1 protein-coding gene is annotated in these 460 nt (G+C 43.9%); it reads left to right on the top strand.

Going from position 1 to position 460, the window contains the following annotated elements; genetic code table 11:
• The coding region (locus FH871_RS34870) for a class I SAM-dependent methyltransferase (RefSeq protein ID WP_171063039.1) at positions 1 to 460 on the top strand (460 nt) is incomplete at both ends.

The raw sequence follows: 460 nt of genomic DNA, 5'->3' as shown, positions 1-460 counted from the left end.
AATCCCCGGGTTAAAATAAAATTTAATAAGAAGATTTCTGTCGCTGACCTTTCCAAAAATGCTTCCATTGTTTTAGGAGAAGCGGTCATGGATGGTGATATCGAAATTGAAGGTTCGATTCAAGAGCTGATTGTCTCGGCCTATCGGGCTTCTGATAGTTTTCTTAAAAACAGTAAGTTTACCCGCTTCTTGCCCAAGCAATCCCACACCAAGGAGGACAGTAAGTCAGATGTTCAAAGCCACTACGATATTGGTAATGACTTCTACCGCCTTTGGTTGGATAAGACAGCAACCTATTCTTGTGCCTACTTTGAGCACGATGATGACAGCCTTGAAGAGGCGCAGAACAATAAGATTCACCACATCATCAAGAAACTCAATCCTCAGCCTGGAAAGACTCTCTTAGATATTGGTTGCGGTTGGGGGACCCTCATGCTGACGGCCTGTGAGGAATACGGAT

The sequence above is a fragment of the Larkinella sp. C7 genome (genome assembly GCF_006149005.1).
GTDB lineage: Bacteria > Bacteroidota > Bacteroidia > Cytophagales > Spirosomataceae > Larkinella.
This window is presented reverse-complemented; position numbering and strand designations above follow the sequence as displayed.